This is a genomic window from Natronomonas gomsonensis (genome assembly GCF_024300825.1).
Taxonomy (GTDB): domain Archaea; phylum Halobacteriota; class Halobacteria; order Halobacteriales; family Haloarculaceae; genus Natronomonas; species Natronomonas gomsonensis.
Genome location: NZ_CP101323.1, coordinates 1,652,424 through 1,678,021, shown reverse-complemented (window position 1 = coordinate 1,678,021; position 25,598 = coordinate 1,652,424). Strand labels below are relative to the sequence as shown.

Genomic DNA, 25,598 nt, shown 5'->3' with positions numbered 1-25,598 from the left:
CCGGTACTCAGTCAGCGGTTTACGAAATACCGAGTCTACGTAGGGCATCTACCGGGTTGCGAAGTAGTAGAGTGGGACGAATCCAGGGAGTATGAACGGATAGATGACGGCACCGACAAGTCCCGACTCAGTTCGAGAAATTCCGACAATGCCAGTTATCGTGACAACGAGGTAAGCGGCCAGACTGGCTACAAAGGCCGCAGTGACTCCAAGCGACCAGAAGAGGATAGCCGAGCAGATCACGCCGAGTTGCCCCCACGCACCGAAACGAGCTAAACTAGTCGGCTCAATATTCATCTCTTACACCAACGATGAAGAACGTTCACGTTTACTGGTTAGGGTTGAAGCCCTCAGCTAATGGTAGGTTTCAGCAGTCATGCTGAATTGAGCGCGCGAGTTAGTCACGCCGAACGCCAAGCCTACTCTGAATCGCTTTCTTCGGTGTACTTACCGTATCTGCTCCCGAGGCTCTCTGAGAGAGCAGTAAGCTATTTTTGTCAATTCGTATCAAATTTCGGTGAGGCCGAGACTGTACTCGAGTGCGGTATCGACCTCGTCCATCCGCTCTTGTGGAATCGAACCGAGGTTCTCGTTGATGCGGTGCTCGATAGAGAGGGTTCGAATCTGGCTACAGAGCGCGACTGAGTCTTCCCGAAGCGCACATTCCTCGGCTGGGACGAGGACTTCGAACGGATAGAGCTGCTCGTCAAAAGAGGTAGTGAACGGAACAGCGATCGTTGTCGGTGCGTTTGCATTCCCTACATCGTTCTGCACGACGAGACACGGACGCGTTCCCCGTTGTTCGGATCCCTGCGTCGGATCAAGTTCAACAATAACGACATCTCCTCGACGGACGGACATAGCCATCTGCTACCACTCTGGAGCATCGCCAAGATGTTCATTGGCCTCCGCCGAGACGCCCTCCAGTTCGTCAGCGAGTTCGCGGGTTCGGTGGGCACGCTGGCGGTACCCCTCAGCCAACTCCTCACGGGTTACCGATCGTTCGATCACGAGCTTTCCCCCCTCTTCGTGAATCACGACGTCGTCGCCTCCCTTCATTCCGAACCGTTCTCGGAGCTCTTTAGGGATCGTCACTTGCCCTCGTTTGCCGATTTTCCGACGTTCTCCCTTACCCATACATATTCATACCGTATTCATATTCATTAACCCTTCGGCTAACGACAGAGCCGGGCCACACAGTATCGTGGGTTTTCTTGTGCGCCCGACGGGCGGGCGCAGGCGAGTAAGCACCTGCACCCGTGATTGAATGACGACGAGTGAATCCAACAGCGACAGCGATGTATCGGCAGTTGACCCACGGACGAAGCGAGCCCGAAACGAAGCGATGGAAGTCAGTCTGCGGCAGGCAGGTGGCATTTACACTGTCCACTCGGAATCCGAGAACACCTACCGTGTCGATATCACGCGAAACGAGTGTACGTGTCCGGACCAACAGAAATCGGGGACGGAGCGTTGCAAGCACCTCCGGCGAGTCGATATGGAAATCCGGAATCGAACGGTCCCAACTCCGGACGGCCGTCTGCCGGAACGGCCGGTTGCAGACGGCGGAGCAGCTGCGTCCAGTACCCAGCCCGATGAAAGCGAGACGCCGACCCGAGTAGAGGGCCCACTACCGGAGTTCGACAGACATGGCGAGCCGACCGGAATGACCTACTTCCGGTGTACTGCCTGCGGGCGGGAAGCCATGCGTGAGAGCGATCTCGACGATTGTTGTCCGGTGGTGGAGCAATGACAGCACCCTACAGCGAACTCATCGACGCAATCAGTGGCGTTACTCTCGGTGAGCACCCGAGCGCACTTCCGTGTACGACGTGTGGCGCGTATCTCTTTGATGCCGCCGAACCGACGGGTTATGCTTACAAGTTCACTGACGAGTCCGAATGGCGAATCGCCCGTTTGTACTGCCATGACTGTAGCCGCCGGACGGTGGCTCACCCGACACTGGGGGCCCAAGAGGCACAATTCGAGGCGGTCATCGACAGCGAACACGCTATCCGGACACTGGAGGAGATTCGAATCCTCGATTACAACGATCCATTCTAGTAATTTACTCTGTTTAAGGACTAGAAACAACTAACAGGGTCAATATTTACCCGATAATTCGCATAGTTTTTACCTCTTTCTTACACGCCCTAAAGTGTTGGATACGATGGCAGTTGTCGACGATGGTAATGTCGATTCGAGCATGCTGCCGAAAGCAAGCCCCACCTCCAAATATGAACGCAAATCCATGCTTTTGGATCCCGACGCAAGAGAGCGGTAAAGTAGTGCGACTTCTCCAGTTCCTCTTGATCACCTTCCTGGTTGTCGGCGTCGTTGCCGCACAACCTGCTGCTGCTCAAGAATCAGCGAACCCAGTTTGTCAAGAAGACTCAGGGACGCTCGCCTCAATGATCGAAGGCTTCCTCCAATTAACGACAGCCCTCGGACTGATGGGGTTGCTCGTCGTCTGGCAAGGCGAGTCCGTCGCGGAGATGTTTACGCTGAGTCGGGACCAGCTATCGAGAATCAAACAGCACAAAATAACGGCTCTGAAATCCGCCGTCATTCTCGTGCTTCTCGGCCCGCTGTTCGCTTTGGCCGGCAGAACCATGGACCTCCCAGTTGCTCAGTGTGTGGATCTGACGCCGTTCTAACCGATGGCCTCCCAAGGACTCAGCCTGGGATTTGCCATGCTGTTAGTCATCGGTTTCACGACCGTCGCAAGTGCAGATCCACCACGGCCAGAGACCACAGATAGTGGCCTCAACGAAAGTGAGGAAGCGACGCTGTGGGCCAAGCAGTCTGCCGAAACGTACGTCAACGAATCGGCGTACGAAGCCGCTTACGGTGAAAACCGGACGACGGTCCATCAAATTGCCAACGGGACGGACATGACGTTCCGTCGACCCCCGGATACGGCTGGCCAGTGGACGCGGTATGCCCACAGCCAATACGAGCCAGGCGATAGCAGTACGTCGGTATTCCCGCCGACAGCGAATCGCACCAACTCGACGTACATCAAGGACGCACACGCGACGCTGTTTGCCCTCTCGCCGGCGACGAAAACGTACCTTGCATCTGGCGATAGCTGGTTCTACGTCGCACCCGAGGGAGAGGTGTTCGGAACGATCGATTACCGCGTCGCACTCCCAGCCGACGAGACGGTTGGAAACACGACGACGAAGTGGGAACTGGAGACGCACAGAATTTCGGAAATCCGTCTCTATGCAGACGATGAAGAAATCGCTCGCACAGACGGAACACACCGTCCCGAAATCGGCTATCAACTTGACGACGATGTCGAACAATTACGGATAGAAGCCGACATCAACGCGAGCATCAACCGCACGAAAATCACGCGGACTCGGCTTGACGACGGGAGCATTCACGAATCCATCACGTGGACGCACCTCACCGACTCGGTGACCGTAACCGATAGCCGCAGTGTCGACGTGTACGATCTTCAGGCGACGGTCCACTACACCGAATATCCGAACGGTGAGACGGGCGTTTCAGTCTACCAGACGGCGCCGTGGCAGGGGTATCGACTCACCGAGGATGATCGCGTTCGAGTCCGCGGCATCTGGCGGTTCTTCACCGCTCGCGAGACCGAGTGGGACGACCTCGTTCGGGCCACCGCAACGGATTCCGAGCGTGTCGACTCGACCGCTCTGCCGGTGTACGTCCATGCATATCCGTCACGCCTTGGACCACAGACCAAACCGGAGTACGATGGTCCCACAATTCTGGATCAGTGGGGACAGACACGCCGTAGTCCGAAAGCCGATCTCCACGAAAACGTCACCGTCGACATCGTCGAGAGACGTTACGAGACGACGTATGGAATCGCCGTCCGGACACGACGTGTCGACCGTGAGGCAGTCACTGTCCACGGCATCGTCAACGGCGTCGAAACCGAGCCCCGACTGCCACCCGCCGAGGGAGAACGCCCACTCCGTGAAACGAATCTCTCGGCGGCAGTGCTGCAGCAAAACAAGTCAGTTGCGACCGTTCGGCTGACGCTACGTGAAGCCGACACGGGCGACCCAATCGTACTGGCTGACGACGAGCGAGTCGCACCCATTGCCGACCTCTCGCGGGACGGCTATATCGAGATCGACGGACAGCAAGTCAAGACGAACGCGACAGGCGAAGCAGTCGTCCACCTGACTGAACCGGGCGCCTACACCGCACAATACGAACCGGGGTCGTGGCTGGACCACTACCCCGCCTACGCCGGCGATTCGACAGTCGTCCGCTGGCACCCACTCACGACCGTTTCCGCATGGGCGTCTCTGGCCATCCGATTCGGCCTCTGGTTTACGCCGCTGCTGGTTGCCCTGTACGGCGGTCTTCGCCTCGGCAGTTTCCTTCGCTGGAGTGAGAATCCATGAGTCAACCAACGAGACGAACCCTCCTGTGTAGCATCGCCGGAGCAGCCGCACTCAGTGGCTGCTCGGAGAATACGGAATCACCCAACGACAGCGGGCAGTTTGAGCAGGCCTCTGTCGAGGACCAACAGCTCGTCGTCTCGATGTCCGAGTCACTCGATGCCGACACCATCTCAGTCGTTAATCCGGATGGAGAGGCGTTCGCTGAGACTGACCTCAGTGCCGGTGTAACGCGGGTGGCGTTCGACATCGGAACAGAATACGTCCCTGGAGAGTATCGAATTCTCGCTACAGATGGCGAAGAGACGGTCGCTGAAACGACGACCGTTATTGAGCCAGATTTAGAAATCGTTGAGGTTGGCGTTGGGGCGAATCATCTGAATCGGATGCCTGAGGAGTTACAGTTTCCTGAACGACAGATACTCGTTAGGATAGAGAACGGAGGAACCGGACCTGAAGCAATTGAGGGCTTGCTAATACAAGGTGATGTGCCAAACCCCTCGGACGGTTCTGAGAGAGGATCTGGTATCTACGATGAGTCAGATGAGTTCGGAGAGCAAGAGCGCGTAACTATTTATCCCGGAACTGAGGAGACTATTTTCAGCACGAACCTGCCATTCGCCAATGTTGATGAAGAATGCGGAGACGACTACGAAACACCTCAAGCAGAGGTATTGTTAGAGACGGAAATTAGCGAGGGGGACGTATCCACTCAGCTTGGAATAGAGTACACCCCAGAAGGAAACGGAACTTGTACAGTTGAATTCGCTGGAGAATAGCAATGGCGAGTATACCATTTTCAGACTACGGAATTCGGTGGTTTGAGGACATAGTCGAGCGGGTTACTGAATGGTTCGCCCAAGAACTGATTTCGGGTTACGAAGATGTCGTTCAAGGACTATTGGATACACCCCTCCCAGAAGGCCAGGGGACGGAATTAATATTCGCGAAACCACCAGAGAGCGACGGCTTGTGGCACAGCATCTACGAGTCGACAGTTGCAGGTGAAACGATGGCCTTCGCGCTGCTGATTCTCTTCCTCAGCGTTCAAACGCGACACTTCATCCGAATCTTCGATGTTGGAAGCGCATTCGAAGACAGACGCGCTCGGAAGAGCTCCTGGATCGGCGCATTCCTCATCGTCGGGTGGTACTGGCTCGGCGTTGCCGCACTCTACGTCGTTGACGCACTGACCATTGGACTGATTCCGGACATGGCTAGCGTTGGGGAGTCTCTCGTCGCACTACTCCCACACGCTGCCGGAACACCGGGCTTGACGCTCATCATGGCGACGCTCGGCGGGACATCGATGGTCGCACTGAAAGCGCTCTTCTTCATCCGAGAAGTGCTGTTGTACGTCTATCTGTACGGGATGCCAATCGGCATCGCGGTCGCCTACGGTAACGTCCCAATTCTCTCGACAATCGCTCGACGACTCTGTGCGCAGTTCATCCCGCTTGCCGTCTTACCGCTCCCAGCAGCGGTTCTCTTCCGTGGGTATGAACTCCTCTTTACTGGTGACCAACAGCTGGCCGTCGACGGCAGCTTCCTCGAGTATCTCGTCGTCATTTCGCTGCCGGTACTCGGCCTGTACGTCACGTGGAAGACGTTCCGATACGCTGCGCCGCTCGCAGCACGAACGCTGAGTCGAGCCGGGCGTGGTGCCGTGATAATTGGAGCAGCAGCAGGCGCCGGCTACGCCGCAGGCCCGGGCGCAGCGGCGGCGACCGCTCGATGGGGACCGAAAGCCGGTGCCGGATCAGTAATGGCGTCTCAGCTTTCCTCAGGAGACGGGTCGCCGAATCAAGGCGCCACAGAACAGCAGGCGGACGACTCGGCGTATCGACGCAAAGAGAACGACCCAGCATACTACTAGCATGTCCGGAAACAACGGCGCTGCAGCACGGCGAATCATGAATCGCCTCGGAGAAGACAATCGCCTTCCAGTCGTGAACATCAGGGAGGCAGATGTAGGTATCCTGCTTGGCTTCCCGCTCGGCGGGTTGCTGGTGGGGAGTACACTGGGTATCGAACTCGTCACCATCGGACTCGCGTTGGTCGGTCTGACAGTCGGCGTTGCAGTCGTCTACGCAGCCCCGTCCCAACAGACAGCGTGGGATTGGCTGACCGATATGCTCCGGTATCTGTTCCGACGACCGCGTGAAACTCGCAATCATCGAGCGGTGGCGACAAACGACTCGACGAGTGGTGGACTCGTCGAATACACGCCGTTCACGCCGGAGGAATCGACACAGGAGTTGACCAACGTTCGGCGAGCGTGGCCTGGAGCCGGTGCCGTCCAGCGAACGGATGGGACGATGGAGGCGTTTCTCGAAGTCGAGCCGGCGAACATGGATTTCGCGATGTCGGATGACTGGATGGCGGTCCAAGACGCTGCCGAGGAGTTCGCGAACAACGAACTCGAGTATCCGCTGACGTTCTATGCGACGACACGGTCGTTTCCCGTCGAGCGACTCGTTCGAAAGCTCGACGACCGTCTGGATGACCCGGATGTCGAAGCAAACCCCGCCTTCCATGACCTCCTAACGGAATACCGCGACCGACGACCGACCGAACTCGCCGACACACAGCAGTTGCGCTACTTCCTCGGGGTCGAGGTAGAGAAACTCGAAGTGTATCAGCGATACGAACAGGAACCAACACCGGGCGAGCGACTCACCGATTTCCCGCTTGTTGGCTGGCTGTTCACGCCGTTTGTGACCCGTCGGGAGAGCTTCGAAGATGCCGAACTCCGAGCAGCCATGTTCGAGAAACTCGATGACAGAATTCGAAGCGTCGAAACCGAATTCATCGAGAACGTCTCCGGATGGACGGGTCGTCGTCTCAGCACAGTCGAGTTGTTCGTTCTCGGCATGGAGTTCTGGAACGGTGAGGAATACGACCCGGACCACGTCGGCCCCATTCTCCGTGGTCAACCCACCGTTGGACAGTCAGAACGGAGGTCCGATGCGTAATGGTCAGCACCGAGGGATTGCCACCGCAGGTTTCGGAGTTGTCCGAGGCGCTACCACCAGTCCTCTCATCGGAAGGCGTCCTGCTCTACGGCGTCAGTGGAGTAATCGCGCTCATTCTCATCGCCAACGTCGTGAATTGGTGGCGTGACCGCCAACGCGAGGATGTCGAACTCGGCGAGCTTCTCGAGGACGAAACGCTTGAAGCAGCCGAAGCAGAGTGGGCAGTACTCGACGATCTCAGCGAACGCCAACAGGACCTCATGGCGCCAGCGGCAATCACATGGGAAACCCGCGCCGCTCGAGTCGGTGAGCAGTGGACGACGACGCTGTACGTCGCGGAGTATCCCGATGCGCCGAAAGACGGCTATCTCAGTGGACTGTTCGAGTTGACCGACGTGGAGTTCGACCTGACGAGCCGAATCGTTCCGAAGAACCAACCCCGCGCTCGTGACGAACTACAACGGGTTGCTGACAACCTCCAGGCCGACGCACGACTGGAACGCTCCGTCCGCGGGTCGTATCTCCAAGAACGAGCGAACCGTGCTGAGGCGACGTACAAGGCCGTCGAGAACGGCCAGAAAGTGTTCGATAAAGAACTCGTCATCACGGTGCGAGCGGACACTCGTGATGAGCTAAGCCAGGCAGTCAAGCGAGTCCGGGCGACACTCCGCGAACAGCCTGCGAGAGTCGAGCCAAAGACGGCGATTTGTACACAGGACCTTGCACTCCAGTCAGCGGCACCGATCGGTCCGAGCGAACTTGATCGAAGCGCTGTCGCACTTGGCGGGGCTGTCGGGGCGTTGCTCGCCTCACCGCACAATGCGACGATACTCGAGGAAGGTGGCGTCGAGTTCGGTATCCACAAAGACACGCGGAGTCCCCTCGTCATCGACCCCTTCGGCCGTGAGGATGGCTACGCGATGTTCACTGTGGGCGATCCTGGCTCGGGGAAGAGCTTTGGCGCCAAGCAGAACTTCATTCGCTCAATCGAACAAGATCCGGACCGAATCGGCGTTATTCTCGAACCGCTGAACAACTGGGCCGGTGTCGCAGAGGCCCTCGGTGGCAGACGGATTACTGTCGGCGGGATGCTTGGACTGAACCCCCTAGAAATCAAGCCAACACCGGAGCATGTGTTGAATGCGCGAGGGGATGATGCAAGCCTCCTCAAGGAGCGTCGTAATCGTGCGGTGAGTTTCTTCACGAACTTCTTCGGTCACCGAGATGTGGAGCTGGGCGATCGACGGACCACGTTGGAATTGGCGATCGACGAGGCGTACGACCGGAAGGGAATAACCGAAGATGTCTCGACACACGACCGCGAGAGTCCCACGGTTCGCGACGTACTGGATATCCTCGAATCGATGAACGAGAATCCGGAAGAGTACGTCGTTCGCGTCGAAGCGGAGAGTGAGAAGATCCAATCAGACGTAGTTTGGTTGCTTGATCAGTTGCGACCGTTCGAGGAGAATGGGCAGCTGGAGAATTTGGGTCGGCACAGTGAATTCGATATCAGAGATGAAGATATCGTGTATCTGGATCTCCAGCAGCAGGGTGGGTCGATCGGTGGGCATACGAGTCTCCTGATGGAGTTACTCATAACCCTCGTCTACGAGCGTGCCAAGACCACAGACAAATCGGTCGTTCTCGTCGTCGACGAGGCGAGATACATTCTCTCTGATTCGGCAACACTCGAATACCTCGAAACGATATTCCGCCATCACCGCCACCACGACCTCTCGATTCGCCTCGTCACACAGACCGTCGATGAGTTCTTCCAGCAGCCGCAAGCAGAGATGATTCTTGACCAATGTGCCATCAAGCAGTTCCACAAACTCGACGGGATGGATGAACAGTGGGCTGATGAATTCGGTTTGAACTACGCCCAAATGCGATTCGTCCAAGATGCGATTCCCGGGAGCGATGAGAAAGGTTACTCGCAGGCATTACTCGGAATCGACGGAGAGTGGCGGGGAATGGAAGTTCGAGCATTACCGACTGAAAAGGCTGTCATTGACTACGAACCACAATCGAACCAGAGTGTCGAAGAGAGCCTGCAGTCAGATGAGTTCCGTACTGAAGGAAAAGACGCCGCTACGGGGGACGATTGAACCGACGTCTTGGTTCAATCGCAGACGGGTCGAGATACGGCGGCAGCCTGGGTATATGCGCTGCGTCAGCGTGACAACTCATACTGAACGTACTCAGAACCGGCTGGCTCATCCGAATTCGAATCCCCAGAATAGCAATCGAGGCAACGTGTCGACACCGCTACGGCACGCTCTTGCCTAATCACCCAACGCCTCAGGATTACGTTCCATCCTCGACCAGGCATAACTACCGAGACTTACCACGACCTCGCTTCTGAAACGAACTCAGAATCGTCTGCAGTCGTAGATTACAGCGGTAGCGAGGCGAAAACCACGGCTTTAGCCGTGGGATGAAGCCGACAACTGGGAATCTCTCCACCTCATAGCCACGGTTGTGGTTAGATGTTTGCGTCACATCTTTAGATGACCGACGTCTACATACTGACGATGCCTCGTGGGTTCGACAGGGAACGTACTAACGTCCACAAACTCCAGTACCACTTCATCTGGTGCCCGAAGTACCGCAAATCGGTGCTTGAGGGCGAGGTACGCGACCGGCTCGAAGCACTCATCGAGGAGAAAGCCGACGAACTCGGGTTAGAGATACTGGAGTTGGCGATTCGCCCCGACCACGTACACCTGTTCATCACGGGCGACCCGACACTTGCCCCGAACAAGATTATGCAACAGGTCAAGGGCTACTCCTCGCGCCACCTCCGCGACCAGTTCGACTTCGGTCTGCCCTCGCTGTGGACGCGCTCGTACTTCGTCTCAAGTGCGGGCGACGTATCCAGCGAGGTCATTGAGGAGTACATCGACTCCCAAGCAGGTGAATAACGATGCAACGGACCGTCTCAACCACGGTGCGGGTCAAACTCCATTCGTTGACCAACAGGAAGGCTGACCTGCTCGCCCGTGAGTACGAGGCGTTCCAGACCGAAGTTCACGGCGGAGACGCCAACCTCTACTCCGCGACCGACCAGCAGGCGTCGAAAGTCCAGCGACAGAAAGCCCCGAACCCCGACACCGAACAGCCTGTCGTTCTCCGCAACGACGTGTTCGACGTGTCCTACGACGAGGACACCGTTCTCTCGTCGTGGTGGGTCAAAGTCCCTGTCTACGACCCCAAGCGCGGACGGGGCAACTCCATCTGGTGTCCCGCACACCTCCCCCAGAAGGATGAACACCTCGTCTGCGAGGGCGATATTCGGGACAGTGAACTGGTGCGGCGTGACGGTGACTGGTACGTCCATCTCGTCGTCAAGCGGTCTGTGGCCGTCCAAGACGAGTACGCTGACGTCCTGGCCATCGACATGGGCGCACGGTGGGTCGCTACCTGCGCGTTCCTCTCCGACCGCAAGACCACGTTCTACGGCGAGGAAGTGCGTCGTATCCGCGAACACTACAAGCAACTGCGGAAGTCCATCGGGAAAGCGAAACCCCGGCAGGGACAGCAGGTAGTCGAGCGTATCGGTGACGCGGAAGCACGGAAGGTCGACGACCGCCTCCACAAGATTGCTCGCCAAATCGTAGAAGCGGCTGAAGAACGGAACGCAATTATCGTCGTGGGCGATCTCGGCGGGATTCGCAAGGACAACGACAAAGGGCGGTACGTTAACGACAAGACCCACAAGATGCCGTTTGCCCGCCTGCTGAACTACATCGAGTACAAGGCCCACGACGCGGGTATCGACGTACAGTTGGTCGAAGAATACGACACGTCGAAAACGTGCAACCGTTGTGCCTGCGAGGGCGTCCGAGAGACGCAGGGGCGCTTTGAGTGTCCCGAGTGTGGGCTGGACGACAACGCCGACAAGAACGGTGCGCTGAACATCGGCAAACGAGCCTTGGGCAAGTTCTCGAAACCGCTGTCCGAGGCGGGGGCTGGACTGGCACAGCCCGAAACGCAGGTCATCGTCCCACGCGACGACGAACCTGCGAACCTCTCCGTTTCCGTGGGTTCAACCCCCGGTAGGGGAACCCCACGGCGTTAGCCGTGGGAGGATGTCAGAGCGTCGTGATGATGGGCAGGAACGGGAAGTTCCAATGGGTCGGTATCTCCGCAGTTTCGTAGTGACAGAAACAATATACCCATGAAATCGGGGGTGATATAGACACGCTGGAGTCCGCCGCACTGGAGGAAGGCGTCGCCCGCGACGTGGCCTACAACGACACCGCCGCACGCGAGTGGACCAACGAGAACTGCCAGCGTGGGGCCGGCAAGCGGTTCGGTGCGTGTGAATCCAACGGCGGTGTCGTGGTACAGAACCGCGCCGACGAGGCAGTACTGTTGGCCGTCGGATTCGATATCGAGGCCGTCGGTCCGGGTGGCAAAACCGAATTGACCGTCGTCATCGAAATCGGCGGTGGGTAGGTCGGTTGACCCATCGGAACGATTGTCGATACGGTCCACGGACTTATACTGCTCCAATGGCAAGTTCGAGGGAGAACGGGGTATGTGGAACTCGATACGCGGGGAACGTGGGCAGATGATACTCATCACAGGGCTGCTGTTAGCGGTGCTTCTGGTCGGCCTCGCCCTCGTGGTCAACAGCGCCATCTACACGGAGAACCTCTCGACGCGGGAGGTCGAGGGGTCCTCACAGGCGCTCGCGGACGACCCCCCCGACGACCGAACGACTCACCCGGTCGATGCGAGAGGCGAACTACAACAGCGACACCGCAAGCTACACCGAGCGCCGGTCGGCGATTAGACAGAACGTCTCGACGTGGAACCAACACCAGATGGCGTCGAGCGTCCGAAACGGACGACTCGCTTCCTCCGAGGTGGCGGCGATGCAGAACGGGACGCGGGTCATTCAGTCGGATACGTCCGATTTCATGCCTGGTGACGACGATATTGTAGCAGAAATTACTGGTCTCACGCTGGACCCGCTGGGTATCGAAGACCGCACTACTTGGATTGTCGCTCCTGATTCGAAGACCCGGAACTTCGAGATGACTGTCGAACGGGCTTCCCTACAGGAGACCCGCCAGAGTCTGCTTGATGCTATCGGCGATTTAGGCTCCGAGATACTGACAGGAAGCGACGAGTTCTTCGTTCAAACCAACCGGACGACCGGAAGTAACGAGATGTGGCGAATCTACCTTGTCAACGACGTCGACAATGACTCCGTTGCCACAGTCCTCACCGAAATCGAGGGGGGTGAGGAGAACCTACGCGCAGTGTGTAGTGCGAAGGGTGATTCGGTGAACGTTCGGCTTACTGAGGGGACACTCGTCGGTGACAACGGTGAAGTGAGTTGCCCGGAACTCAAGCAGGCGTTTGGCCAAGAACGGAACGATATCTTCTATGTCGGCGCCGACGAGGTGGATGGTTCCTACCAGTTCATCGTTGACGAGGAACGCGGTTCTTTCGAAAGCAAAGTCAACGATGAATACGAGGACGGTGGGCTAATCGGCTCGCTACTCAGCGGTCTAGGCTGTCTTCTTGACCCGGACTCCTGTGAACCAAATATCTTCAGCTCCTCACCGTCGCCTGACGACCCCTACACAACCACGGCCGTCTACGACACCTCCGTCGAGATGACGTACCAGACCGACCGGATGCGGTTCACGCGGAACCTGACAGTCGCACCGGAGTCGTCCGGACTGCCGTAATTCTCATAGGCCGCGTCCGCCGAGTAAAGCGAGGCGTTTTTAGCCGCCCGCGGGTTTCGAGAGGGTATGAGCGCGCCTTGGGCGAACTGGGACCACATCGTCAAACTCGACCCCGACAAGACGCTCGTGGACGGCGAGACGTTCGAGGACGTGTGTGCGACCGGAACTGACGCCATCGAAATCGGCGGGACGACAGGGATGACCGAAGAGAAGATGGCCCGTGTCGTCGAGGCGACCGCCGCCTACGACATCCCCGTCTACATCGAACCGTCGAACGTCGGGTCGGTCGTCCACCGCGAGGGGCTCGACGGCTACTTCATCCCCATCGTGTTGAACGCGGGTGACGTGTTCTGGACGACCGGCGCCCACAAGGAGTGGGCTCGCCTCGATGCCGACATCGACTGGGACCGCACCTTCACCGAGGCGTACATCGTTCTCAACCCCGACTCCTCGGTCGCAGAGTACACCGAAGCGGACTGCAATCTCGACGCCTCCGAGGTAGCCGCCTACGCCGAAGTAGCCGAGCAGATGTTCGGACAGGAAATCATCTACATCGAGTACTCGGGGACGCTCGGCGACCCCGATATCGTCCGGGCGGCGACCGAGGCTGTCGAGGATGCGACGGTGTTCTACGGCGGTGGCGTCGGCGACTACGACGCCGCCTACGAGATGGGACAGTGTGCCGACACCGTCATCGTCGGCGATTTGGTCCACGACGAGGGCGTCGACGCGGTTCGAGAGACCGTTCGTGGGGCCAAAAACGGAAGCGCCGAACGGAGCGGCGGCGCTTGACCGACCGACCTCGCCGTAGACGTGTCTTGGAACGCTTACGAGCGAACGTATTTTCTGCGTGGCAAAACGACGTGTATCGATGAGCGTCATCGCCGAGTACGCGGTCCGGTCCGACGAACTCGCGTTGGGTGAGGCCCTCGGTACGGCCCCCGGGGTCGAACTCGACGTCGAGCGCTCGTACGCCACCGAGCCGACGAAGCCGATTCTGTTCGTCTGGGCGACTGTCGCGGACGTTGCGGCGTTCGATGCGGCGCTGGAATCGGATCCGACGGTCGGCGAGTTCGAGGTGTTGAGCGAAGTCGACGGCGACCGACTGTATCGCATCGCCACGACCGACCGAATCGGTGTGGCGCTGTATCCGGCGTGGGTCGAGTTGGGCGCCGAGCGGCTGGAAGCCCGCTACGCCGACGGATGGTGGCACGCTCGGACGCGGTTTCCCGACCGCGAGGCGCTTTCGGCGTACCGGCAGTACCTCGAGGACAACGGCGTCGAGTTCCGACTCGAACGGATTTACGGGTCGACACAGCGGGAAGACGGCGCTCGGGCGCTCACCGAGGAACAGCGGGAGACGCTCGAACTCGCCCACGAACTGGGGTTCTTCGACGTTCCACGGTCGGCGACGACGACCGACCTCGCGGCGGAACTCGGCGTCTCCAATCAGGCGGTGTCCGAACGACTCCGTCGGGGATATGCCCGACTCGTCAAGGAGACCATCGAGTGAATCGCCAGCGACGCACGGCATCCGACGTACAGTGGCGCTCCGAGCGGGTCGTCGGCGTTTGTAACTCACGCCTCGGTATAACCGTGTATTTATTATGTAGGTGAACGTGTATGTGGTACTGTTGGTCATGACTCTGTATCCCACGGAACAGTGGTTGGACGAGTACGGGCGCTTGCTCGACGAGAGCGACACCCTCGACGACCTCGCCGGTGGTTGGGGGCGCGGATTCAACGGTGACATTCTGCTCGTCATCTCCGAGTTGCCGCTCGAGGAGACGACGCTCGCGGAACTCCCCGAACCCGCCCTCGCCGGTATTCCCGAGGACGTACGCGAAGGAATCGGTGACGTGACGCTCGCGGACGCTCCGGAGACGTTCGGCGAGGCGCTGCGGCCGTCGTTGCCCGCACAGGTGCGGGAACTGCTGTATCAACTCGAAGAGAACGTCGACGACGGCACGCTTTATGCCTACATCGGGCTGGAAGGCGGCGACTGCACTGGCGTCGAAGTCGTCGGCGGTCCCGAGGAGCGGGATGTCGGATTCGAAGTCAGCGCATCCTACAGCACGTGGCGGCAAATCGTCGATGGCCGCCCGGTCGCGTCGGCGCTTCTGACCGGCGACCTCGACGTGACCGGCAACCACGTCCGACAGGTGCGGTACTCGGCGATGTTCCAACTGCTTGGCCAAATCGCCGCTGACGTGGAGACGACCCACCTCTTCGAGGGGTCACGTTCGTCGCCGGCGACGGCGCTCGTCGACGAGGCCGTCCGACAGCCGGCGTTCATCCAGCGAACCGCCGAGCGACAGGTCTCTCGGACGCTGAACCTGCTGTAGACGCGAGGCCGCCCGGACTGTCCCCGACTCGCCGGGCGGCCCGTTCCGTGGGAACGACGAAAAGTGGGACTTAAAGGGTCGGCCGCCCGAATCGCGGGTATGGAGAACCGCACGTACACGGCGGACGCCGAGCCCGGCGATGAGGTCACTGTCGCCGGCTGGGTCCACGAAATCCGGGACCTCGGTGGCATCGCGTTCCTCATTCTGCGCGACACCTCCGGCCGGATTCAGGTGAAGTTCGAGAAAGACGAGATGGACGAGGAGCTAGTCGAGACGGGTCTCGGCGCCTCTCGGGAATCGGTCGTTTCGGTGACCGGCGCCGTCGAGGAAGAGCCTCGCGCGCCGACCGGCGTCGAGGTCACGCCCGAATCGGTCGAGGTAATTTCTGAGGCCGATACGGAACTGCCGCTGGACCCCTCCGGGAAAGTCGACGCCGAGTTGTCGACCCGACTCGACAACCGGACGCTGGACCTCCGCCGTGAGGAGGGACAGGCCATCTTCGAGATTCGCGCCGAGGTCATGCGTGCGGTCCGGGGGGCGTTCCGGGAGGCCGACGCCACCGAAATCAACACGCCGAAAATCGTCGCGACGGGCACGGAGGGCGGCACCGAGCTGTTCCCCATCACCTACTTCGGCCAGGAGGCGTTCATGAACCAGAGCCCACAGCTGTTCAAACAGCTCGTCGCCGGCTCGAACCTCGAACGCGTCTTCGAAATCGGCCCGATTTTCCGCGCCGAGGAACACAACACGCCCCGACACCTCAACGAGGCGACTTCCATCGACTTCGAGGGCGCCTTCTGTGACCACAACGACGCGATGGATGTCTGTGAGTCCGTCGTCGTTTCGGCCTACGAGGCCGTCGCGGAGAACTGCAAGCGGCAACTCGAAGCGCTCGACCTCGAAGCAGAGTTCGAGCCGCCGGAGACGCCGTTCCCTCGCCTGAGCTACGAGGAGGCAATCGAGCGCATCAACGCCACCGGCGAACTCGACGAGCAGTTGGTGTGGGGCGACGACCTCCCCACCGAGGGCGAGAAGGCACTCGGCGACGACGTGGGCGGCCACTACTTCATCACCGACTGGCCCGCCGAAATCAAGCCGTTCTACATCATGGACCACGACGACGGCGAGCTCTCGACGGGATTCGACATGATGCACCCGCGGATGGAACTCGTCTCCGGCGGCCAGCGCGAACACCGCCGTGACCACCTCATCGAAGGGTTCGAACAGCAGGGGCTCGACCCCGAGGCCTTCGAGTACTACACGAAGATGTTCGACTACGGCATGCCGCCCCACGCCGGTTGGGGTCTCGGCGCCGAGCGACTCATCATGACGATGCTGGACCTCTCGAACATTCGGGAGGCCGTGTTGTTCCCGCGAGATCGCCAACGTCTGAGCCCGTAGGCGAAGACGTTGGGAGCCAGCGAGACGAGCGAAGCGAGTCTCGCCGGACCGACAGCGCCTGTCGCCGTAGACGACGGCGCTCTGCGGACCACGCTGTTTTAGAAAGTGCGAGGCGAAAACCCACGGCTTTAGCCGTGGGATGAAGCCGACAACTGGGGAACGAACCACGCTCCAGTAGCAGGCCGACTCCCCCAGCGTTTAAGAACCACCAGTTTTACATATAAAATATGGGGGTGCGGCGTACTGTCCCCGTTGCGCTCGATGTAGACAGTGACGACGCCGCACTCCTTGAAGACACTGTAGACACATTCCTCTGGTCGGCACAGTACGTCGTAGACCACGCCTTCCAAGGCGAGTACGTCACCACCAGCAAGACCACGCTGGATAACGAAACCTACGATGACGTGCGCGAGAAAACAGACGGGTTCAACGGTGGCCTCGTGCAAGCCGCTCGGAACAAGGCCGCTGAAGCCTGCAAAAGCGTCGTTGAGCGCTGGAAGAACGGCAAGAAAGCTTCGAAACCGACGTTCACCAGCCCCCACGTCGTCTACGACTACCGCACTGCCACCTTCCACGACGACTACGTGAGCCTCGCTACGACCGGCGGTCGTATCGAATCTGACTACATTCTGCCCGATGAGGACAGTGAGACACCGCACTCGGAGTACCTGTTTTCCGACGAGTACGAGACCACGGGTGCGGAACTGCACTATCACGATCGCGAGTGGGTGCTTCACGTCCACTGCAAGAAGGAGGTGGAGTCCACCACGTCGGAACAGGCAACACCTGAGAACGGAACGGTTCTCGGGGTTGATCTGGGCGTGAACAACCTCGCCGTCACCAGTACAGGCACGTTCTGGACGGGCGGCGAGTTCGACCACTGGCGCAGAGAGTACGAACAGCGGCGTGGTTCACTCCAACAGTGCGGGACCCGATGGGCGCACGAGAACATCCAATCCGTTGGGCGGAAAGAGGAAGGCCGATTCAAGTTGATGCTTCACCGTATCAGCAACGAATTAGTCGCGGAAGCCCGGGAGAATGGGTGTTCTGTGATTGCGTTCGAGGATTTGACCGATATTCGTGAGCGGACTGGTGCATCGTGGGGGCACAAGTGGGCGTTCGACCGTCTCTACGAGTATGTCGAATACAAAGCCGAAGAATCCGGCATCTCTGTGGAGCAGGTTGACCCTGAGAACACGAGTCGGCGTTGTTCTCACTGTGGCTTCACGCATCCGGACAACCGTGAGAGCGAAGCCTTCGAGTGTCAGAAATGCGGGTACGAGAACCACGCCGACTACAACGCCGCGAAGAACATCGGGTTACGGTATCTTCGTCGCATCCAAACTGGGGGCGACGAAGGCGCACCCTTGGGCGTGCGCTTGAACAGCGGGACGCTGAACGTGAACGGTGAGTATGAATCACCTGCCTCGACCGAGGCGAGAACGGGAGTCCACGCTGAATCCCACGGCTTTAGCCGTGGGTAGCTCAACGCCCTTACTGCGTGCCGATGATGAACTCCGGAGCGAAGGCGAGAAGGCCGAGTAGCGTCACGAACACGAGCATCGCCGCGATTCGAAAGCCGCCGGCCGTCCGGCGTCGCTCCGTCGGCAGGGATTCGGCGATTCCGGATAGTGCCAGTCCGACCGCAAAGAAGAGCTCGTGGACCGTCGACGAATCACCCAACACCCCGAAGTACACGTAGCTACTCAGAAAGAGGAGCGACCCGGCGAACATGACCGTGGCACTCCATCGGCCGGACGGCTCGCTGAACAGAACGTCTTCGATTTTGGAGGGCATACAGCGGACTGTTCGCTCGAATAGGTAAATAACTGGGTATCGGTGGGACTCTCCCTACAACAACAGCACCGCGAGTGCGCCGAGCAGCGTCATCACGATGAGGAAGACGCTGGTCCCCATCGACACCTGAAGGTCGATGGTTCCCGGGCGGCCGCCGTTCGGACGGGCCTCCGCTTCGATGCCCGGCAGTCGCTTTGCGGTCGCGTAGGCGTAGTGCTGTGGGTCGCTGCCGACGCGGAGTGCCCCGCTTGCAACGGCGACGGCGACGCGGTCGACCGCCGCCCACGTCTCGGTGACGGCGACGACGAGCGCCCGGCCGCCGTAGAAGACGGCGGGGTTGAGCACGCGGTCCACATCGGGAATCCACGTCAGCCGCGAGAGGACGTTCTTCAGCGAGAAGAACCCGACGAAGCCGGCGACGCCCAAGGCGATGCCTTCCGCGACGTGTGGGACGGTGTAGGTGGTGTACTCCGCCGTCACCACCTCGGTGTACGGCAGGAGTTCGAAGAGGACGTTCGGCAAGAGTCCAAAGGCGAGACAGAGGCTCCCGACCGCCAGCATCGGTCCGGCCTGTCCGAGTTTCGCGTCGTCGGGGTCGATACTCGCCGGGCCGTGGAAGAAGACGTAGTAGCCCAACTTGATGAACGACATGAACGTCCCGATGCCACCGATGATGAGCAGCCACCACAGCAGATCAGTCCCGACGAACGGGATGCTCTCGGGGACGACGTTGATGTTGTGCATGTGGTGGGCTTCGGCGATGACGATGCCCTTGCTGACGAAGCCGTTGAAGCCGGGGACCCCCGAGATGGCCGCCGCGCCGAACAGATACGAGATGAACGTCAGCGGCATCACCTTCCAGAGGCCGCCGACCTCGGTGATGTCCTCGATGCCGGTCCGGTAGATGACGACGCCGATGGACATGAACAGCAGTGCCTTGTACAGGATGTGGTTGAACACGTGGCCGAAGGCGCCGGCGGTCGCCAACTCCGTCGTGATGCCGACGCCGGCGACCATGTAGCCGACCTGTGAGATGATGTGATACGACAGGAGGCGGCGCATGTCCTCCTGTAGCAGCGCCATCGACGCGCCGAAGACGGCCATCGCTCCGCCCATGTAGGCAATCCAGAGGTGGCCCTCGGGGAACGCCCGGAACATCGCGTAGACGCCGGTCTTCGTCGTGTACACACAGAGGAAGACGCTGGCGGCGATGTGGGGGCTGGGATAGGTGTCCGGGAGCCACGTGTGCAGGCCGATGAAGCCGACGTTGACGCCGATGCCGACGGCCATCAGGACGGGTGCGACGGGGCCGACGATGCCAGTCGCCTCGCTGAAGAGGAACGACCCGACCTCGACGTACTGCCAGACGACGGCACCGAGCACTATCGTCCCGCCGATGCCGTGAGCCAGGGCATAGCGGAAGCCGGTTCGGACGGCGCGGCCGCCGTAGTACCAGACCAAGAGCGTGCTGGTGACGGCCATCAACTCCCAGAAGAACACGAGCGTCAGCCAGTCGCCGGCGAAGACGGCGCCGAGACTGGTGCCGACGTAGCCGAGTGCGGCGGCGGTCTGCTTGCCGTCGGCCTCGCTCGAATACGAATACAGCACCGCCGCCGCGCCGATGAGACCGAAGATGAGTCCCATCAACCGCGAGAAGTCGTCGACCTGATACAGCACCGTCTCGAAACCGAACAACTGCCCGGCGATGAGCGTGCCGTCGGGGACCAGCAGGGCGCCGACGGCGACGCCGGCGGTGGCGAGGAAGCCGACCGCGTGGCCGACCTTTCGTGGTGCGACGGCGGCGATGGCGGCCGCGATGAGGACGGGAACGAACGGCGGAACGCTCTCTATCATCAGAACGTCACCCCCGCCAGCACCGCCGAGACGATGCCGTCGATGAGTCGCAGGAACACTGCGGTGTGCGGAACGAGACCGAGGACGACCGACCCCGTCATCGCCGCGAGGATGGGGCCGAGCATGAACCACGTGCTCTCGCCGCCGAACCAACCGCTCCGAGTCCATCCGCTCGGCGGCGGGCCGCCGTGGTGGTGTTCGTCGTGGTGGTCCTCGGTGCTGTGGTGGTCCTCTGAGGTGTGGTCGTCAGCGTCGTCGCCTTCGGTCTCATCACCCTCCTCGACCCTGTGGTCGCTCGGGTTCTGGTCGACGGCGTACTCGCCGTCGACCAGCGGTGCGGGTTCGCTGTAATCGCGCTTTTCCGAACCGCCGCTGAAGTCCGGGCGACCGAGTTCCTCGGGGTCGACGTCGAGGTCGTCGTCTTCGTCAGCCGAGTCGTCTCCGTCTTCGGGGCGGCCACCGTCCGGCCGGGCCAGCGAGGAGCGTTCCATGCCGCCGAGGGGGTTCTCGACGAGCGGCTTGGCGTCGTGGGCGTCTTCGCTCTCGAAGAACGCCTGATAGACGACCGGCCAGAAGTACGCGATGTTGAGAATACCCGAGAGCAACAGCGCGCCGGCGAAGACGTAGTTGCCGACGGAGACGGTGCCGACGAGCAGGTAGAACTTGCTGACGAAGCCGGCGACCAGCGGAATGCCGGCCATCCCCGCGGCGGCGACGGCGAAGGCCGCCATCGTCAGCGGCATCCGCTTGCCGATGCCGGCCATGTCGCTGATGTCGTCGGTGTGGGTTTCGACGTGGATGATGCCCGCACAGAAGAACAGGGTGAGTTTCATGAACGCGTGGGCGGGGATGTGCAGCAGGCCGCCGGTGATGGCGTCGGGGTGGAGTATCGACAACCCGAGGACGATGTAGGAGAGTTGACTCACCGTCGAGTACGCCAGTCGGCGCTTGAGGTTGTCCTTCCGGAGGGCGATGACGCTGGCGGCGACGAGCGTGATGGCGGCGACCGAACCAAGCGCGAGGCCGACGCCGAGGTCCGCGACGGCCTCGGGGCCGTACACGTCCAAGACGACGCGTGAAATGCCGAAGACGCCGGATTTGACGACGGCGACGGCGTGCAACAGCCCGGAGACGGGCGTCGGCGCGACCATCGCGTCGGGGAGCCACGAATGCAGCGGCATGAGACCGGCCTTGACGCCGAAGCCGGCCGCCAGCAGGGCGAACGCGCCGCGAGCGAGCGTCGGGTCGGCGGTCGCCAGCGCCTCGATGCCGCCCGGCGTGAACGCGACGGTGCCGGCCAGCCAGTAGACGACTGCCGTCCCGGCCAGCACCGCGACGCCGCCGCCGAAGGTGTAGGCGAGGTACTTCCGGCCGGCTTTGCGGGCCTCCTCGGTCTCGTCGTGGGCGACCAGCGGATACGTCGCCGCGGTCAGCACCTCGTAGAAGACGAACAACACGAGCAGGTTCGAGGCGAAGGCGATGCCGACGGCGGCGCTGAGGCTCATCGCGAACGACGCGAAGTACCGCGTCTGGCTGTGTTCGTCCAGCCCGCGCATGTAGCCGATACTGTACAGCGACGTGATTATCCACAGCAGACTCGCGAGGGTCCCGAACAGCAGTCCCAGCGCGTCCGCACGCAACTCGAAGGGGATGTCGATGACGAACGACCCCAGCGACCAGACGTAGATATCGCCGGCGAGGACGCCGGGAACCATGCTTGCGATGATGCCGAACTTCCCCAACGCGACGGTCAGCGTCACGCCTTCCCGGACGTTGGGGCGACGATGCGCAGCGAGGATGGCGAACGTTCCGACGACGGATATCAGGACGGCCGCGATGGGCCGTGGGTCTACGACTTCAGTCATTGGGAGAACACCTCCGAGAGAACGGGTTCGAGAAGCGTTTCGAAGCCACTCGTCGCGAAGCCGAGGCCGACGACGACGAGGGCGGTGAGGACGACGACCGCGACCATGCCGACCGAGACGGAATCGGGGGCACGGCTGTCGATTCGGTCCTCTTCGGATTCGTCGCCGCCGTCGGCGACCGCCTCGGCGTTCCCCGGCGCCGGAGTCGGTGCGCTACCGGGGTCGGCGAAGTACAACCGTTCGAGCAGGCGGGCGACGTACACCAGCGTGAACAGCGTGCTGAGGAAGACGACGACCGCGACGGGCCACGCTTCCGACCGGACGGCGCCTAAGGCGACGTACCACTTCCCGAGGAAGCCGATGGATGGTGGGACGCCGACGAGCGCGAGTCCGAGGACGGCCATCGCGGCCGCGACGACCGGCGAGCGGTAGCCGAGGCGGGCGTAATCGTCGACGGTTCGTGCGCCGTGTCGGGCCGCGAGGATGGCGGCCGCGGCGAAGAGACCGCCCTTCATCAGCGCGTGGCCAACGAGGTGGATAACGCCGCCGAGGATGGAGTCGGGCGTCGCCAGCGCGAAGGCGGCGACGACGAGGCCGAACTGTGCGACAGAGGAGTAGGCGAACATCCGTTTGACCTCCGATTGGACGGCCGCGAGCGCGCTACCAGCGACGATGCTGACCGCCGCCAACGCGAGCAAGCCGTCCTGTGCGATGGGGACTGAATCGAAGAAGTCGACTGTGAACACCGTCAGCACGACCCGACCGAGCGCGTAGGCGTACACCGTCGACGCCAGCGCGGCGATGAACACGGTCACCGTATCCGGTGCGTAGGTGTAGGCGTCCGGCTGCCAGGTGTGCAGCGGGAAGATGGCGGCTTTCAGCCCCAGTCCGACGGCAATGAAGCCGAACGAGGCGAGGACAACGCGGGAGCCGCCGGGGGCGGTGTAAATCTCCGCGAGTCGCACCGAGAGGTCGACCATGTTGAGCGTCCCTGTCGCGATGAGCGCGTAGCCGACGCCGATGAGGAACAGCGAGGCACCGGTCGTTCCCAACAGCAGGTATTTCAGCGCCGCGATGGCCGACTCCCCTGAGCGGTCCGAAGCGACGAGTGCGTACGTCGAAAGCCCCGTGATTTCGAGGAAGACGAACATGTTGAACAGGTCGCCGGTGACGGAGATGCCCATCAGGCCGCCGACACACAGCAGGTAGGCGCTGTAGAAACTGTTGCGCCGCGGGCCGGCGCTGCGGGCGAAGGCCAGAACACCGACGGCGACGACGGCGACCAACGCGACGATGGGTGCCGAGAGGCCGTCACCGACCAACTCGATGCCGTACGGCGCGGGGTAGCCGCCGACCTCGTGGACGAGACGCCCGTCGAAGTACACCGACCGAAGCAACACGGCGGCGAGTCCGGCCTCGATGAGGGCGGCGACGGTCGCGACGGGCCAGCCGGTTTCGGTACTCCAGAGGCTCAGGAGTAGCGGCGCGACGGCCGCGACGATTGGCACTGCGATGAGCAGCGGGAGGACGATATCAGTCATCGGACACCTCCCGGAGGACGGCCTCGTCGAGGGTGCCGTACTCCCCGTAGATGCGGACGATGAGCGCCAACGCGACGGCGGTGAGGCTGACGCCGACGACGATGGCGGTCAGGACGATGACGTGCGGCAACGGGCTGACGTAAGGGCCACCACCCCCTTCGGAGTGGACGATGGGAACCGAGCCATCGGCGACGTACGCCGAGGCGATGAAAAACAGGAAGACGGCGCTCTGGAACAGGTTCAACCCGATGACCTTCTTGACGAGGTTGGCGTTGGCTATCATCATGTAAATCCCGGTGACCATCAGCAGGATGAACGCCGCGTAGGCCCACCGGGTGGCGAGTAACTCTATCATTCCACGTCACCTCCGGGTCCGGCGGCCGTCAGGAAGAACAGCCCCATGATGACGCCGGCGACGATGAGTGCGATGCCGCCGATTTCGACGGCTTCGATGCCGTATTTGGCAGCGTCCTCCAGCGGATACAGCCCGTATTCGAGGAACGCTCCGCCCAAGACGACGCTTCCGAGACCGATGGTGGCGAAGACGAGCAATCCGAGACTCGCGACGAGCGTCACCGCCTTCGTGCCGAGCCACCGCCGGGTCGGGTCGATGCCGAAGGCGAAGGCGAGCATCAACACGACGACGCCGACCAAGGCGCCGCCCTGGAAGCCGCCACCCGGCGAGTCGGCGCCGTGGAAGGTGATGTACAGCCCGAACGTGAGCACGAACGGCGTCACGACGCGGACGGTGCTCATGATGACTTCGCTTTCGGTGTAGGCCCGGCGCGGGGACGGGAACGTCTCCTCTTCGGCTTCGGCTGGCTCGCTTTCCCGAGACTCCTCCGGAATCTCGCTGTCTTCGTCCGTGTCGCTCATGTGAACACCTCCCGCTGCAGGACGACGAGAACCGCCACCCCGGCGGCGAAGACGACGGTCGCCTCGCCGAAGGTGTCGAACCCACGGTAGGCCGCCAGCACGGCCGTGACGGTGTTTTCGACGCCGGTTTCGGCGTACGACTGTGTGAGGTAGTGGCCGGTAACCGCGTCGTAGCTGAGAATCGGCGAGTTCGGGTCGCCGACCGCCGGCAGGTCGGGCAGCGTCAATCCGAAGACGACGGCGAGAGCGCCGCAAGCCACCGCTGCCCGGGGATCGAAGCGTTCGATGGTCCGTTCGCCACCCGGTCGAACCGTCTTCACGATGGTCAAAAGCAACAGGATGGTCGTCACGCCGGCGCCGATGACCGCCTCGGTGAGTCCAACGTCCGGCGCCAACAACAGCGTGTACAGAAGCGCCATCCCGAGGCTGTAGGCGGCGAAGACGATGATGGCCGCGAGTACGTCCCGGAGTAGCGCCGTCGCGATGCCCGTCAGGACGACGAAGACGACCAACGCGTAGGCGACGTACTCCATCATCGGTCTTCCCTCCAGGGTTCGATGCCCTGCTCGTGTGCGGCGCGGGCGACCGCGTGGGCGGCCGTCGGGTTCGTGATGAAGATGAACACCAACAGAAGCACGGTCTTGAGTGTCGATATTTCCAGTCCGAGCGTGAGTGCGACGGCGACGAGCGTCAGGCCCGCACCGAGGGTGTCGGCCTGACTCGCGGTGTGGGCGCGGGTGTAGATGTCCGGCAGGCGGATGACGCCCACAGCGGCGACGAGCGTGAAGAACAGACCGCCGCCGAGGAAGATGATGACGGCGATTTCGGTCGGCGTCACG

At 61.1% G+C, this 25,598-nt stretch carries 27 protein-coding genes and 1 pseudogene; 18 read left to right on the top strand and 10 right to left on the bottom strand.

The annotated features are described in order from the left end of the window. Positions 1–507: 507 nt before the first annotated feature. Both NMP98_RS09145 and NMP98_RS09140 read right to left on the bottom strand, forming a co-directional pair. A complete protein-coding gene (locus NMP98_RS09145; protein ID WP_254861198.1) occupies positions 508–861 on the bottom strand; it encodes a type II toxin-antitoxin system PemK/MazF family toxin in 354 nt (117 codons plus the stop codon). 9 nt (positions 862–870) lie between these two features. Next, a complete protein-coding gene (locus NMP98_RS09140) occupies positions 871–1,137 on the bottom strand; it encodes an AbrB/MazE/SpoVT family DNA-binding domain-containing protein (protein WP_254861197.1) in 267 nt (88 codons plus the stop codon). A gap of 130 nt (positions 1,138–1,267) precedes the next feature. Between NMP98_RS09140 and NMP98_RS09135 the strand changes: the two genes are divergently transcribed. The 18 genes and pseudogenes from NMP98_RS09135 to NMP98_RS09050 all read left to right on the top strand — a co-directional run bounded on the left by NMP98_RS09135 (position 1,268) and on the right by NMP98_RS09050 (position 18,310). After that, positions 1,268–1,753, top strand: coding sequence for a DUF8118 domain-containing protein (locus tag NMP98_RS09135; protein ID WP_254861196.1), 486 nt, complete (start codon positions 1,268–1,270; stop codon positions 1,751–1,753). Beyond that, on the top strand, positions 1,750–2,064 hold the full coding sequence (locus tag NMP98_RS09130; RefSeq protein ID WP_254861195.1) for a DUF8112 family protein: 315 nt from the start codon (positions 1,750–1,752) through the stop codon (positions 2,062–2,064). The genes NMP98_RS09135 and NMP98_RS09130 overlap by 4 nt, the downstream gene beginning before the upstream one ends. Before the next feature lie 173 nt (positions 2,065–2,237). Then, entirely contained in the window at positions 2,238–2,657 is a 420-nt protein-coding gene (locus tag NMP98_RS09125; protein WP_497007564.1) for a DUF7985 family protein, read from the top strand. A 3-nt stretch (positions 2,658–2,660) separates the two neighbouring features. After that, positions 2,661–4,397: a DUF8186 domain-containing protein gene (locus NMP98_RS09120; RefSeq protein WP_254861193.1), complete on the top strand. Its 1,737-nt coding sequence runs from the start codon at positions 2,661–2,663 to the stop codon at positions 4,395–4,397. Next, entirely contained in the window at positions 4,394–5,173 is a 780-nt protein-coding gene (locus tag NMP98_RS09115) for a hypothetical protein (protein ID WP_254861192.1), read from the top strand. The genes NMP98_RS09120 and NMP98_RS09115 overlap by 4 nt, the downstream gene beginning before the upstream one ends. Before the next feature lie 2 nt (positions 5,174–5,175). Further along, positions 5,176–6,270 carry a TrbL/VirB6 family protein gene (locus NMP98_RS09110; RefSeq protein WP_254861191.1) on the top strand — a complete coding sequence of 365 codons (1,095 nt, stop codon included), beginning with the start codon at positions 5,176–5,178 and terminating at the stop codon, positions 6,268–6,270. 1 nt (position 6,271) lies between these two features. Continuing rightward, complete coding sequence (locus NMP98_RS09105) at positions 6,272–7,369, top strand: TraC-like domain-containing protein (RefSeq protein ID WP_367997257.1); 1,098 nt, start codon at positions 6,272–6,274, stop codon at positions 7,367–7,369. Continuing rightward, a complete protein-coding gene (locus tag NMP98_RS09100) occupies positions 7,369–9,480 on the top strand; it encodes a VirB4 family type IV secretion system protein (protein WP_254861189.1) in 2,112 nt (703 codons plus the stop codon). The genes NMP98_RS09105 and NMP98_RS09100 overlap by 1 nt, the downstream gene beginning before the upstream one ends. A 426-nt stretch (positions 9,481–9,906) precedes the next feature. After that, positions 9,907–10,296 carry an IS200/IS605 family transposase gene (gene tnpA / locus NMP98_RS09095; protein WP_254861306.1) on the top strand — a complete coding sequence of 130 codons (390 nt, stop codon included), beginning with the start codon at positions 9,907–9,909 and terminating at the stop codon, positions 10,294–10,296. Between the two features lie 2 nt (positions 10,297–10,298). Continuing rightward, complete coding sequence (locus NMP98_RS09090) at positions 10,299–11,453, top strand: RNA-guided endonuclease InsQ/TnpB family protein (RefSeq protein WP_254861188.1); 1,155 nt, start codon at positions 10,299–10,301, stop codon at positions 11,451–11,453. 101 nt (positions 11,454–11,554) lie between these two features. Further along, positions 11,555–11,833: pseudogene (locus tag NMP98_RS09085) on the top strand (DUF7261 family protein); the annotation flags it as partial. An 82-nt stretch (positions 11,834–11,915) separates the two neighbouring features. Beyond that, positions 11,916–12,173, top strand: a complete 258-nt coding sequence (locus tag NMP98_RS09080) for a DUF7261 family protein (protein WP_254861186.1) — start codon at positions 11,916–11,918, stop codon at positions 12,171–12,173. Beyond that, a complete protein-coding gene (locus NMP98_RS09075; protein WP_254861185.1) occupies positions 12,112–13,080 on the top strand; it encodes a hypothetical protein in 969 nt (322 codons plus the stop codon). The genes NMP98_RS09080 and NMP98_RS09075 overlap by 62 nt, the downstream gene beginning before the upstream one ends. Positions 13,081–13,146: 66 nt before the next feature. After that, on the top strand, positions 13,147–13,872 hold the full coding sequence (locus NMP98_RS09070) for a phosphoglycerol geranylgeranyltransferase (protein WP_254861184.1): 726 nt from the start codon (positions 13,147–13,149) through the stop codon (positions 13,870–13,872). A 79-nt stretch (positions 13,873–13,951) separates the two neighbouring features. Further along, complete coding sequence (locus NMP98_RS09065; RefSeq protein WP_254861183.1) at positions 13,952–14,593, top strand: helix-turn-helix domain-containing protein; 642 nt, start codon at positions 13,952–13,954, stop codon at positions 14,591–14,593. A gap of 127 nt (positions 14,594–14,720) precedes the next feature. Further along, positions 14,721–15,425, top strand: coding sequence for a sterol carrier protein (locus NMP98_RS09060; RefSeq protein WP_254861182.1), 705 nt, complete (start codon positions 14,721–14,723; stop codon positions 15,423–15,425). A gap of 99 nt (positions 15,426–15,524) precedes the next feature. Beyond that, on the top strand, positions 15,525–16,826 hold the full coding sequence (gene aspS, locus NMP98_RS09055) for an aspartate--tRNA(Asn) ligase (RefSeq protein ID WP_254861181.1): 1,302 nt from the start codon (positions 15,525–15,527) through the stop codon (positions 16,824–16,826). Between the two features lie 227 nt (positions 16,827–17,053). Then, positions 17,054–18,310, top strand: coding sequence for an RNA-guided endonuclease InsQ/TnpB family protein (locus NMP98_RS09050; RefSeq protein WP_254861180.1), 1,257 nt, complete (start codon positions 17,054–17,056; stop codon positions 18,308–18,310). 10 nt (positions 18,311–18,320) lie between these two features. Here NMP98_RS09050 and NMP98_RS09045 read toward each other — a convergent pair whose 3' ends face one another. Genes NMP98_RS09045 through mnhG form a run of 8 tightly spaced genes read right to left on the bottom strand, consistent with a single transcriptional unit; the run spans position 18,321 to position 25,597 of the window. After that, positions 18,321–18,623, bottom strand: coding sequence for a DUF8011 family protein (locus tag NMP98_RS09045; RefSeq protein WP_254861179.1), 303 nt, complete (start codon positions 18,621–18,623; stop codon positions 18,321–18,323). 54 nt (positions 18,624–18,677) lie between these two features. Next, on the bottom strand, positions 18,678–20,477 hold the full coding sequence (locus tag NMP98_RS09040; protein ID WP_254861178.1) for a Na(+)/H(+) antiporter subunit D: 1,800 nt from the start codon (positions 20,475–20,477) through the stop codon (positions 18,678–18,680). Further along, on the bottom strand, positions 20,477–22,342 hold the full coding sequence (locus NMP98_RS09035; protein ID WP_254861177.1) for a cation:proton antiporter: 1,866 nt from the start codon (positions 22,340–22,342) through the stop codon (positions 20,477–20,479). The genes NMP98_RS09040 and NMP98_RS09035 overlap by 1 nt, the downstream gene beginning before the upstream one ends. Then, the gene (locus NMP98_RS09030; protein ID WP_254861176.1) at positions 22,339–23,883 is read right to left on the bottom strand and encodes a monovalent cation/H+ antiporter subunit D family protein; all 1,545 of its coding nucleotides are present in this window, start codon (positions 23,881–23,883) and stop codon (positions 22,339–22,341) included. Before NMP98_RS09030 ends, NMP98_RS09035 begins: the two co-directional genes overlap by 4 nt. Continuing rightward, positions 23,876–24,238: a cation:proton antiporter subunit C gene (locus NMP98_RS09025; RefSeq protein ID WP_254861175.1), complete on the bottom strand. Its 363-nt coding sequence runs from the start codon at positions 24,236–24,238 to the stop codon at positions 23,876–23,878. The genes NMP98_RS09030 and NMP98_RS09025 overlap by 8 nt, the downstream gene beginning before the upstream one ends. Next, positions 24,235–24,759, bottom strand: coding sequence for an MnhB domain-containing protein (locus NMP98_RS09020; RefSeq protein ID WP_254861174.1), 525 nt, complete (start codon positions 24,757–24,759; stop codon positions 24,235–24,237). Before NMP98_RS09020 ends, NMP98_RS09025 begins: the two co-directional genes overlap by 4 nt. After that, positions 24,756–25,292 (bottom strand): DUF4040 domain-containing protein, encoded by a 537-nt coding sequence (locus tag NMP98_RS09015; RefSeq protein ID WP_367997269.1) that lies wholly within the window; start codon positions 25,290–25,292, stop codon positions 24,756–24,758. The genes NMP98_RS09020 and NMP98_RS09015 overlap by 4 nt, the downstream gene beginning before the upstream one ends. Beyond that, a complete protein-coding gene (mnhG, locus tag NMP98_RS09010; RefSeq protein ID WP_254861172.1) occupies positions 25,292–25,597 on the bottom strand; it encodes a monovalent cation/H(+) antiporter subunit G in 306 nt (101 codons plus the stop codon). Before mnhG ends, NMP98_RS09015 begins: the two co-directional genes overlap by 1 nt. Between the last annotated feature and the right edge of the window lies 1 nt (position 25,598).

What these genes read in the sequence shown, in the direction of transcription:
- NMP98_RS09070 (WP_254861184.1), top strand. Translation starts at nt 13,147, where the DNA reads ATGAGCGCGCCTTGGGCGAACTGGGACCACATCGTCAAACTCGACCCC.
- aspS (WP_254861181.1), top strand. Translation starts at nt 15,525, where the DNA reads ATGGAGAACCGCACGTACACGGCGGACGCCGAGCCCGGCGATGAGGTC.
- NMP98_RS09130 (WP_254861195.1), top strand. Translation starts at nt 1,750, where the DNA reads ATGACAGCACCCTACAGCGAACTCATCGACGCAATCAGTGGCGTTACT.
- NMP98_RS09040 (WP_254861178.1), bottom strand. Translation starts at nt 20,477, where the DNA reads ATGATAGAGAGCGTTCCGCCGTTCGTTCCCGTCCTCATCGCGGCCGCC.
- NMP98_RS09075 (WP_254861185.1), top strand. Translation starts at nt 12,112, where the DNA reads ATGCGAGAGGCGAACTACAACAGCGACACCGCAAGCTACACCGAGCGC.
- NMP98_RS09080 (WP_254861186.1), top strand. Translation starts at nt 11,916, where the DNA reads ATGTGGAACTCGATACGCGGGGAACGTGGGCAGATGATACTCATCACA.
- NMP98_RS09020 (WP_254861174.1), bottom strand. Translation starts at nt 24,759, where the DNA reads ATGAGCGACACGGACGAAGACAGCGAGATTCCGGAGGAGTCTCGGGAA.
- NMP98_RS09125 (WP_497007564.1), top strand. Translation starts at nt 2,238, where the DNA reads ATGAACGCAAATCCATGCTTTTGGATCCCGACGCAAGAGAGCGGTAAA.
- tnpA (WP_254861306.1), top strand. Translation starts at nt 9,907, where the DNA reads ATGCCTCGTGGGTTCGACAGGGAACGTACTAACGTCCACAAACTCCAG.
- NMP98_RS09025 (WP_254861175.1), bottom strand. Translation starts at nt 24,238, where the DNA reads ATGATAGAGTTACTCGCCACCCGGTGGGCCTACGCGGCGTTCATCCTG.
- NMP98_RS09050 (WP_254861180.1), top strand. Translation starts at nt 17,054, where the DNA reads ATGGGGGTGCGGCGTACTGTCCCCGTTGCGCTCGATGTAGACAGTGAC.
- NMP98_RS09140 (WP_254861197.1), bottom strand. Translation starts at nt 1,137, where the DNA reads ATGGGTAAGGGAGAACGTCGGAAAATCGGCAAACGAGGGCAAGTGACG.
- NMP98_RS09030 (WP_254861176.1), bottom strand. Translation starts at nt 23,883, where the DNA reads ATGACTGATATCGTCCTCCCGCTGCTCATCGCAGTGCCAATCGTCGCG.
- NMP98_RS09090 (WP_254861188.1), top strand. Translation starts at nt 10,299, where the DNA reads ATGCAACGGACCGTCTCAACCACGGTGCGGGTCAAACTCCATTCGTTG.
- NMP98_RS09120 (WP_254861193.1), top strand. Translation starts at nt 2,661, where the DNA reads ATGGCCTCCCAAGGACTCAGCCTGGGATTTGCCATGCTGTTAGTCATC.
- NMP98_RS09135 (WP_254861196.1), top strand. Translation starts at nt 1,268, where the DNA reads ATGACGACGAGTGAATCCAACAGCGACAGCGATGTATCGGCAGTTGAC.
- NMP98_RS09100 (WP_254861189.1), top strand. Translation starts at nt 7,369, where the DNA reads ATGGTCAGCACCGAGGGATTGCCACCGCAGGTTTCGGAGTTGTCCGAG.
- NMP98_RS09045 (WP_254861179.1), bottom strand. Translation starts at nt 18,623, where the DNA reads ATGCCCTCCAAAATCGAAGACGTTCTGTTCAGCGAGCCGTCCGGCCGA.
- NMP98_RS09115 (WP_254861192.1), top strand. Translation starts at nt 4,394, where the DNA reads ATGAGTCAACCAACGAGACGAACCCTCCTGTGTAGCATCGCCGGAGCA.
- NMP98_RS09110 (WP_254861191.1), top strand. Translation starts at nt 5,176, where the DNA reads ATGGCGAGTATACCATTTTCAGACTACGGAATTCGGTGGTTTGAGGAC.
- NMP98_RS09015 (WP_367997269.1), bottom strand. Translation starts at nt 25,292, where the DNA reads ATGGAGTACGTCGCCTACGCGTTGGTCGTCTTCGTCGTCCTGACGGGC.
- NMP98_RS09145 (WP_254861198.1), bottom strand. Translation starts at nt 861, where the DNA reads ATGTCCGTCCGTCGAGGAGATGTCGTTATTGTTGAACTTGATCCGACG.
- NMP98_RS09105 (WP_367997257.1), top strand. Translation starts at nt 6,272, where the DNA reads ATGTCCGGAAACAACGGCGCTGCAGCACGGCGAATCATGAATCGCCTC.
- NMP98_RS09065 (WP_254861183.1), top strand. Translation starts at nt 13,952, where the DNA reads ATGAGCGTCATCGCCGAGTACGCGGTCCGGTCCGACGAACTCGCGTTG.
- NMP98_RS09060 (WP_254861182.1), top strand. Translation starts at nt 14,721, where the DNA reads ATGACTCTGTATCCCACGGAACAGTGGTTGGACGAGTACGGGCGCTTG.
- NMP98_RS09035 (WP_254861177.1), bottom strand. Translation starts at nt 22,342, where the DNA reads ATGACTGAAGTCGTAGACCCACGGCCCATCGCGGCCGTCCTGATATCC.